Source organism: Polaribacter sp., from assembly GCF_051251875.1.
Taxonomy (GTDB): Bacteria; Bacteroidota; Bacteroidia; order Flavobacteriales; family Flavobacteriaceae; genus Polaribacter.
The window spans coordinates 1-8,311 of sequence record NZ_JBPOGL010000058.1 but is presented as its reverse complement, the minus strand read 5'-3'; the positions used below and the strand labels follow the sequence as shown (position 1 = coordinate 8,311).

Sequence of the window (8,311 nt, the reverse complement as noted above, 5' to 3'; positions counted from 1 at the left end):
CAAGATGAAAAAATTAACCGCGTAATTAATAATCGAAATTTAAAAGATTACTCTTGTTTTATAGGGGTCAAAACACTGAAGAACTTAATGAGTTACAAATAAAAATTAAAAATAATAAAGCAGATTTTTTAGAATTAAAGAATAACTCTAAAAACTTAACTTTAAATAGTTTAGCGAATAAAATTAACGAATTTCACAATCCTAACGCGGAAATTGAAATTTCAGATAAACAAATCGATAACCTTCTAAATGGCGGAACAATAGAATTTTAATTATGAATATAAAACAATATATAGAAAAAATTAGTCTCAATAAAAATAAAGTTTTGAGAAAATATCTAACAGGTAGTGAATATAAATTGTTCTTAACAGAGGAAGATGATGATATTCGAAATTTAATGAAAAGTAATAAAAAAGAATTCAGATCACTGCTCTATCGAGCTAATTATTTTCTTGCAGTATTTATTTTGGTTATTGCTGTTTTAAATATAAAATCGTTTGGTCCAATACTACTCTTATTTTCTTTTTTACTATTTATCAAACCTTTAGCTCATTTATTTGCTTTAAATAACAAAATGAAGAAACAGAACATTTACTATTACAGGAAATTTTATGGTAAATAAAAATTGTTAATAAAAATACTATTGCCAATAACTAAGTATTCGGCTCGCCGATAGGCCAGAGCTGAATATTGTGTTGACGAAGTTGGCAGAATATGTCTCTTATGGGGAAAACACGCTCACTCAACTGGAAATTATTGAGCAGCTTTTCTTGATAGTTTTTCTTGCCTTGCATTACTAAATATACAAAATTTCTGTATCTTTAACAAGTAGTTGTGCAACAGCACACCGTGTAAAAAAAATTGCTAAATTTATTGCTTTACCAAAGGCAGTTGCTTTTTTGCTCACTTCAGATTTTCCGGCGGAAAATCCTCGCGAACAAAACCGCAACTTTTCATACACAAATCCGTTGCCATTAATACAAAAATCGCCTGAAAATTAAAAATTCTTTTTAATTTGGAAAATGTTGCCTTTTTAGGTAACTTTGTATCGAATTAAACGATTAATAAAGTTGAACGAATTTAACAGGGAAATAGGATTTTACGAAAATCACTTTAATGATTTTTACAAAAAACAATCACTTGTCGTTCGAAAGAAAATTGATTGGACACTTTTGATTTTAAAACGAACAAGAATTGTTCCTGAAAAATTCTTAAAACATCTAACAAATACTGACGGAATTTGGGAAGTACGAGTTTCAGCAGGAAATGGAATATTTAGAATATTCTGTTTTTTTGACAATGGAAATTTAATAGTTTTATTAAGTGGGTTTCAGAAAAAGACACAGAAAACACCGAAAAAAGAAATTAAAAGAGCAGAACGTTTAAAAAAAGAATATTACGAACAAAAATAATAACTTAAAAAGTGGCGCGCACCACTATAACTACGGCATATTAGGTTATGATAACAGATAAAAGACTAACTTCATTTGACGACCATTTAAACGAACAATATGGAGAAACAGGAACAGAAACTAGGGAAAAATTTGAAGAAGAATTCGAAACTTTTAGAATTGGAGTTTTAATACAAGAAGCTAGAAAAAAACAGCATCTTACTCAACAACAACTCGCAGAAAAAGTTGGAACAACGAAAAATTATATTTCGAGAATAGAAAATAATGCAAGTGATATTAGACTTTCAACATTAATGAGAATAATTCGAGAAGGATTAGGTGGAAGTTTGAAATTGTCACTTGACATTTAAAATCGAAAAGAAAGTACTAATGGCAATAACTAAGTATTCGGCTCGCCGATAATATTGTGTTGATGAAGTCGGCAGAATATGTCTCTTATGGGGAAAACACGCTCACTCAACTGAAAAATATTGAACAGCTTTTCTTGATAGTTTTTCTTGCCTTGCATTACTAAATATACAAAATTTCTGTATCTTTAACAAGTAGTTGTGCAACAGCACACCGTGTAAAAAAAATTGCTAAATTTATTGCTTCACCAAAGGCAGCTGCTTTTTTGCTCACTTCAGATTTTCTGGTGGAAAATCCTCGCGAACAAAACCGCAACTTTTCATACACAAACACGTTACCCAACATAAAAAACAAACTTCAGAAAAATCAATCAAATTTTAACATTATCTTTGAATTTTAGAAAATAAAATAATGTCGACAGACAAATCTAATTACGAAAATATTCTTGAAGACTTAATTTCAATCGTAGAAAAAACGAGAACTCAACACTTTTTAGGATAATTATGACTAATAAACCATCAAATAACAAATTTCATTCTCAGATTTTAAGTTTATTACAATCTGCAAAAAACAAAGTTGTTCGTTCTGTAAACCATACTATGGTTGTTACCTACTTTGAAATTGGTAAAATGATAGTTGAAGAAGAACAAGATGGTAAAGAACGAGCTGATTATGGAAAAGAAATTTTAAAAGGGCTTTCATCTGTTCTTAAAAAAGAGTTTGGAAAAGGGTTTTCGGTAGATAATTTAGAGAATATGAGTAAGTTCTACTTGGCTTATGAGAAATCCGAAACGCTGTCTCGGAAATCAGAAAATGAAAATATTATATTAAGTTAGTCTCATTATTTAAAACTTATGCGGATTGAAGATAAAAACGAGCGTAGTTTTTATGAAATAGAATCTTTTAAAAATAATTGGAGCGTTAGAGAATTGCAACGTCAATTTGATTCAGCATTATACACAAGATTAGCATTAAGTAGGAACAAGGACAAGGTAAAAGAACTTTCAGAAAAAGGTCATATTCTAGAAAAACCGAAAGGTTCTATAAAAGACCCTTACATCTTAGAATTCATTGGACTTCCAGAACATTCTAATTATTCCGAAAGTGAATTAGAGCAAGAAATAATTGACAAGCTGGAGCATTTTTTACTGGAACTTGGCAACGGATTTACCTTTGTTGCGAGACAAAAGAGAATATCATTTGATGACAAACATTTTAGAATTGATTTAGTTTTCTACAACCGATTTTTAAAATGCTTCGTATTAATAGACCTGAAAATTGGAGAGATAAAGCATCAAGACCTCGGACAAATGCAGATGTATGTGAATTATTATGACCGAGAAATAAGATTAGATGAGGAAAACAAAACAATCGGAATAGTTTTGTGTAGAGACAAGAGTCAATCAGTTGTAGAATATACTTTGCCTGAAAATAACGAGCAGATTTTTGCGAGTAAATATGAAACAGTACTTCCGAGTAAGGAAGAGTTGAAATCATTAATAGCTGAACGGAATAGCCAACGCTAAAAGCCATACACATTTGCAATTCACACCAGCCAATGCTTCGCCAAAAATTACAAAAGAGTATTTCTAGCAAACGCTCACATTTGAACTAAATAACAAACCTTGGAAAAACCAAGCTGAATGAAAAAAGCACTACTTAAGGCACCGTATATAATTTATTGCTAGCTTCTTGCCTATCCTTCAACAAAGCTCAGGACATGTTTACGAAAATCCTCGCGAATTTTATGTCCGTAATTATTTACTAAATTAGTTGCTTAAACCACGCAACAAACCATATACAAGACCGAAAAATAATCAAACATTTAAAGAGTTTGATTATTTTTTGTACATTTGTTAACCAAATGGTTAAACTATATAGTTGGTAATGAAAAATAAGAAAAACGAAAACACAGAAAGTCTAATTTTAGAAGCAGCAAAACGCATTTTTCAGGCAAAAGGAATGGACGGTGCTCGTATGCAAGAAATTGCAAATGAAGCAGGCATAAACAAAGCTATGCTTCATTATTATTACAGAAGTAAACAATTACTTTTTGAAGCCGTTTTTAAAAATGCTTTTTCATTATTAGCTCCTCAATTAAATACCATTTTAAATGATGATTCTTCTATAGAAGAAAAAGTAAAAAACTTTTCATCAAACTACATTACATTTATTGCAGAACATCCGTATTTGCCCAATTTTATCATTCAAGAACTGAATAGAAATCCAGATTTCATTTTAAAAATGAAAGAAAATAACGCCCTTCCAAATCTAGATAAATTCAAAAAACAAGTAGCTATTGAAGTTGAAAAGGGCTTTATAAGAAGTATACATGCAGAACAATTATTTATCAATATTTTGGCCTTAAATGTCTTTCCTTTTATCGCCAAACCTTTAATTCAGAATTTAATAGCAGTTGAAGATGAAACTTTTCAACAACTTATTGAAGCCCGTAAAACAGAAGTTGCAAATTTTATTATTAATTCTATAAAAATATAAGATGAAAAAAATAGGATTTATTTTAATGCTAACAATCCTAAACTTTGGTGTATTTGCACAAGAAAGTTTAACACTAACCGAATGTTATCATTTAGTAGAAACCAATTATCCTTTGGTAAAACAACATCAGTTGTTAGAACAACAAAATCAATTAGATAAAACCATTATTACCAAGGCAACTTTACCACAAATTAATTTAGATGCGCAAGTAACGTATCAATCAGAAGTGCTGGAGTTTCCATTGGCTATGACTGGTATAACGCCCATCAACAAAGACCAGTACAGAGCAACATTATCTGTAAATCAATTAATTTATAATGGAGGTGCTACTGCTGCGAATTTAAAAGTAAAGGCCGCAGAATTAAAGACAAAAAAGAAAAATATTGAAACCAGTATTTATCAATTAAAAGCGCAAATTAATCAACTTTATTTTTCCATTTTATTAAACCAAGAAACTTTTAATTTATTAGAAGCTAAAAAAAAGCAATTAGAAACAAAGTTAAAAGAAGTAAAATCGGGTATAAAAAACGGCGTGTTATTACCGTCATCAGACAGTATTTTAGAAGCAGAATTGTTAAAAATAGCACAACAATTTATAGAGGTTAACACTAGAAAATTATCATTATTAGAAACACTTTCTAGTTTCACAGGAAAACCTTTTAAAGCTGATACAAAATTAGAAATTCCGTTAATTACTGCACAATTAAATAATGAAATAAAAAGACCCGAATTAGATTTATTTCAACTAAAAAAAGAAGAAATTACAACGCAAGAAGATTTAATTTCTAAACAAAATTCGCCAAAACTAAATGGTTTTGCAACTGGCGGATATGGTAATCCTGGTTTAAATTTATTAGACAATTCATTTCATACTTTTTACACTGTGGGCATTCAATTACATTGGAATATTTTTGATTGGAATACCAACAAAAAACAACAACAAACCATTGCCATTCATAAAGATATCATAGAAAATGAAACCGAAGTTTTTAAGTTAAACACCAACATTGCCTTAGACAAACAACAAAAGGAAATAGAAAAGATATTGGCTTTTTTAACTTCTGATGTGGCTATTATCAATCTTCGTAAAAAAGTATTAAAAACCTTAGACTCTCAGCTTAAAAACGGCGTCATCACATCATCTATTTACATTACAGAATTCACCAATTTATTTGAAGCAGAAAACACTTTAGTAAGACACAAAATACAAGTACAATTAGCAAAAGCGAATTACAATACTATAAAAGGAGAATAAAATCTCCTGCAGATTTCGCAGATGCACTTAGAAAAATGTAAATATTTAAAAATCTGCGAAAATCAGTGAAATCAGCGGGAGCAAAAATAAAAAAAAATGAAAAAATACACGCACATATTAATAGTTAGCATTATTGCTGCAACCTTGTTTTCTTGTGGAAAAGACAATGGAAAGGCAGACGGTTATGGCAACTTTGAAGCAACAGAAGTAACTATTTCAGCAGAAAATAACGGAAAATTAATGCAGTTTTCTATTGATGAAGGAGATTTGCTTAAAAAAAATCAATTTATTGGTTTTATAGATACTGTACAATTGGCTTTAAAACGAGAACAATTAATAGTTTCAAAATCTGTAATTAGCTCTAAATCTAAAGGAGTTTTATCACAAATTTCTGTGTTAAAATCAAGATTAAAAACAGCCAATATCAATAAGAATAGAATAGAAAATTTAATGAAAGACAACGCAGGAACGCAAAAGCAATTAGATGATGTTACCGGTGAAATTGATATTATTAAAAGTCAGGTTAGAAGCGTAGAAATACAGAACGCACCCGTTGTAAACGAACTGAAAAGTATGGATGTTCAATTAAAACAAATTGACGATCAAATTAAAAAAAGTAAAATAATAAATCCTGTAAACGGAACGGTTTTAAGCAAATATGCAGAGGAAAATGAAATTACTGTTTTTGGAAAACCTTTGTATAAAATTGCAGATTTAAGTGTCATGAAATTGCGCATTTACATCAGTGAAACGCAATTAGAAAATATTAAAATCGGACAAAAAGTAACCGTAAAAGTTGATTCTTCTGAAGATATGAAATCTTTTCCAGCAACGGTAAGTTGGATTGCTTCTGAAGCAGAATTTACGCCTAAAATTATTCAAACCAAAGAAGAACGAGTTGCTTTGGTATACGCGGTAAAATTAGATGTTGTGAATGATGGAAGTTTAAAAATAGGAATGCCTGCAGAAATGTGGTTAACACAAGAATAAATGGCTATAACAATTAGTAACATATCAAAATCATATAAAAAAGTAAAAGCCTTAGAAGGTATTTCTTTTGATGTAAAAGCCGGAGAATTATTTGGATTAATTGGCCCAGACGGAGCAGGAAAAACCACGTTGTTTAGAATTTTAACAACGCTTTTAATTGCTAACGAAGGTATTGCCACTGTTGCGGGTTTTGATGTAGTTAAAGACTATAAAAGTATTCGGAAAAGTGTAGGTTATATGCCTGGAAAATTTTCTTTATACCACGATTTAACCGTGGAGGAAAACTTAGATTTTTTCGCGACTATTTTCGGAACAACCATTGAAGAAAATTACGATTTAATAAAAGATATTTATGTTCAAATAGCACCATTTAAGAATCGTAGAGCAGGAAAATTATCTGGTGGAATGAAGCAAAAATTAGCTTTATGTTGTGCTTTAATTCACAAACCAAAAGTGTTGTTTTTAGATGAACCAACAACCGGCGTTGATCCCGTTTCTAGAAAAGAATTTTGGGAAATGTTAAAACGCTTACAGCAAAAAAACATTACCATATTGGTTTCTACTCCATATATGGATGAGGCTGCTTTGTGTGATAGAATAGCCTTAATTCAGGATGGAAAAATTTTAGAAATTGATACGCCAGAAGCTATTGTAAAAAAGTATCCAAAACCTATTTATAACGTTTCTTCAAATAACATGTATCAGCTTATGAATAGTTTAAAAACTTATGATTTTAACCATAGTGCATATCCTTTTGGAGAGTTTGTGCATTACACAGATACCAGATCAGATTTTAATCCGAAGGAATTAAAAACCTATTTAGAATCGAAAAACTTAAAGAATATTCTAATAGAAAAAACGGCCGCCACCATAGAAGACACTTTTATGGAATTAGCAAAATAAATGTTAGTTTGAGCTAAGTAGATAAGTATTAAAACATCTCAACCGCGCTCGATGAAACAAAAATATAAAATGGAAAATAATAAAGTTATACAAGTCGAAGAATTAACCAAAATATTTGGAGATTTTACCGCGGTGAACAAAATAACTTTTGAGGTTGAAAAAGGGGAAATATTTGGCTTTTTAGGCGCAAATGGTGCAGGAAAAACAACGGCTATGAAAATGTTGATTGGTATTTCTAATCCAAGTTCTGGTAAAGCAAATGTTGCAGGTTTTGATGTGCACACAGAAGCAGAAGATATCAAAAAAAATATCGGTTATATGAGTCAGAAATTTGCTTTGTACGATGATTTAACGGTAAAAGAAAATATTACTTTTTTTGGTGGCATTTATGGACTCTCAAGAAAACAAATAAAAGAAAAGTCGGCAATTTTAATAACAGAATTAGGATTAGAAAGTGTTGCAAAGAAATTGGTAGGTTCACTACCATTAGGTTGGAAACAAAAGTTGTCTTTTTCCGTTTCTTTGCTTCACGATCCTAAAATTGTTTTTTTAGATGAACCCACAGGAGGCGTAGATCCAATTACTAGGCGTCAGTTTTGGGAATTGATTTACAAAGCTGCACACCAAGGAACCACGGTTTTTGTAACCACACACTATATGGATGAAGCAGAATATTGCGACCGAGTTTCTATTATGGTGAACGGAAAAATTGAAGCTTTAGATACTCCGAAAAAATTAAAAGAACAGTTTAAGGTTGATCATATGAATGATGTGTTTTTAAAATTAGCAAGAGGATAAAGAATGTTCCCGCAGATTTCACAGATTTACGCAGAAATAAGAATTTAAAATGTAATTAAAAAATCAGCGGTTATCAGCGAAATCGGCAGGAGAAAAAAAGAATATA

At 30.5% G+C, this 8,311-nt stretch carries 10 protein-coding genes and 1 pseudogene; all 11 read left to right on the top strand.

Translation table 11 applies throughout. The features are described from left to right. Nucleotides 1-53 precede the first annotated feature (53 nt). Nucleotides 54-272, top strand: coding sequence for a hypothetical protein (locus ACSHW5_RS16385; RefSeq protein WP_435677222.1), 219 nt, complete (start codon nt 54-56; stop codon nt 270-272). Nucleotides 273-274: 2 nt separating this feature from the next. Then, nucleotides 275-622: a hypothetical protein gene (locus tag ACSHW5_RS16380; RefSeq protein ID WP_435677221.1), complete on the top strand. Its 348-nt coding sequence runs from the start codon at nt 275-277 to the stop codon at nt 620-622. 448 nt (nt 623-1,070) lie between these two features. After that, a complete protein-coding gene (locus tag ACSHW5_RS16375; protein WP_435677220.1) occupies nt 1,071-1,412 on the top strand; it encodes a type II toxin-antitoxin system RelE/ParE family toxin in 342 nt (113 codons plus the stop codon). A 47-nt stretch (nt 1,413-1,459) separates the two neighbouring features. Beyond that, nucleotides 1,460-1,762 (top strand): helix-turn-helix domain-containing protein, encoded by a 303-nt coding sequence (locus tag ACSHW5_RS16370; protein ID WP_239764133.1) that lies wholly within the window; start codon nt 1,460-1,462, stop codon nt 1,760-1,762. A gap of 501 nt (nt 1,763-2,263) precedes the next feature. Further along, nucleotides 2,264-2,713 (top strand): annotated as a pseudogene (locus ACSHW5_RS16365) (DUF1016 N-terminal domain-containing protein); the annotation flags it as partial. Beyond that, a complete protein-coding gene (locus tag ACSHW5_RS16360) occupies nt 2,690-3,286 on the top strand; it encodes a PDDEXK nuclease domain-containing protein (RefSeq protein WP_435677224.1) in 597 nt (198 codons plus the stop codon). The pseudogene ACSHW5_RS16365 and the gene ACSHW5_RS16360, both read left to right, overlap by 24 nt. A gap of 361 nt (nt 3,287-3,647) precedes the next feature. Beyond that, nucleotides 3,648-4,259, top strand: coding sequence for a TetR/AcrR family transcriptional regulator (locus tag ACSHW5_RS16355; RefSeq protein ID WP_435677219.1), 612 nt, complete (start codon nt 3,648-3,650; stop codon nt 4,257-4,259). Between the two features lies 1 nt (nt 4,260). Next, entirely contained in the window at nt 4,261-5,514 is a 1,254-nt protein-coding gene (locus tag ACSHW5_RS16350) for a TolC family protein (RefSeq protein ID WP_435677218.1), read from the top strand. 96 nt (nt 5,515-5,610) lie between these two features. Beyond that, nucleotides 5,611-6,504 (top strand): HlyD family secretion protein, encoded by an 894-nt coding sequence (locus tag ACSHW5_RS16345; RefSeq protein WP_435677217.1) that lies wholly within the window; start codon nt 5,611-5,613, stop codon nt 6,502-6,504. Then, nucleotides 6,505-7,407, top strand: a complete 903-nt coding sequence (locus ACSHW5_RS16340; RefSeq protein WP_435677216.1) for an ABC transporter ATP-binding protein — start codon at nt 6,505-6,507, stop codon at nt 7,405-7,407. 69 nt (nt 7,408-7,476) lie between these two features. Then, nucleotides 7,477-8,205 (top strand): ABC transporter ATP-binding protein, encoded by a 729-nt coding sequence (locus ACSHW5_RS16335; protein WP_435677223.1) that lies wholly within the window; start codon nt 7,477-7,479, stop codon nt 8,203-8,205. Nucleotides 8,206-8,311 lie beyond the last annotated feature (106 nt).

What these genes read in the sequence shown, in the direction of transcription:
- ACSHW5_RS16340 (WP_435677216.1), top strand. Translation starts at nt 6,505, where the DNA reads ATGGCTATAACAATTAGTAACATATCAAAATCATATAAAAAAGTAAAA.
- ACSHW5_RS16350 (WP_435677218.1), top strand. Translation starts at nt 4,261, where the DNA reads ATGAAAAAAATAGGATTTATTTTAATGCTAACAATCCTAAACTTTGGT.
- ACSHW5_RS16345 (WP_435677217.1), top strand. Translation starts at nt 5,611, where the DNA reads ATGAAAAAATACACGCACATATTAATAGTTAGCATTATTGCTGCAACC.
- ACSHW5_RS16355 (WP_435677219.1), top strand. Translation starts at nt 3,648, where the DNA reads ATGAAAAATAAGAAAAACGAAAACACAGAAAGTCTAATTTTAGAAGCA.
- ACSHW5_RS16370 (WP_239764133.1), top strand. Translation starts at nt 1,460, where the DNA reads ATGATAACAGATAAAAGACTAACTTCATTTGACGACCATTTAAACGAA.
- ACSHW5_RS16335 (WP_435677223.1), top strand. Translation starts at nt 7,477, where the DNA reads ATGGAAAATAATAAAGTTATACAAGTCGAAGAATTAACCAAAATATTT.
- ACSHW5_RS16380 (WP_435677221.1), top strand. Translation starts at nt 275, where the DNA reads ATGAATATAAAACAATATATAGAAAAAATTAGTCTCAATAAAAATAAA.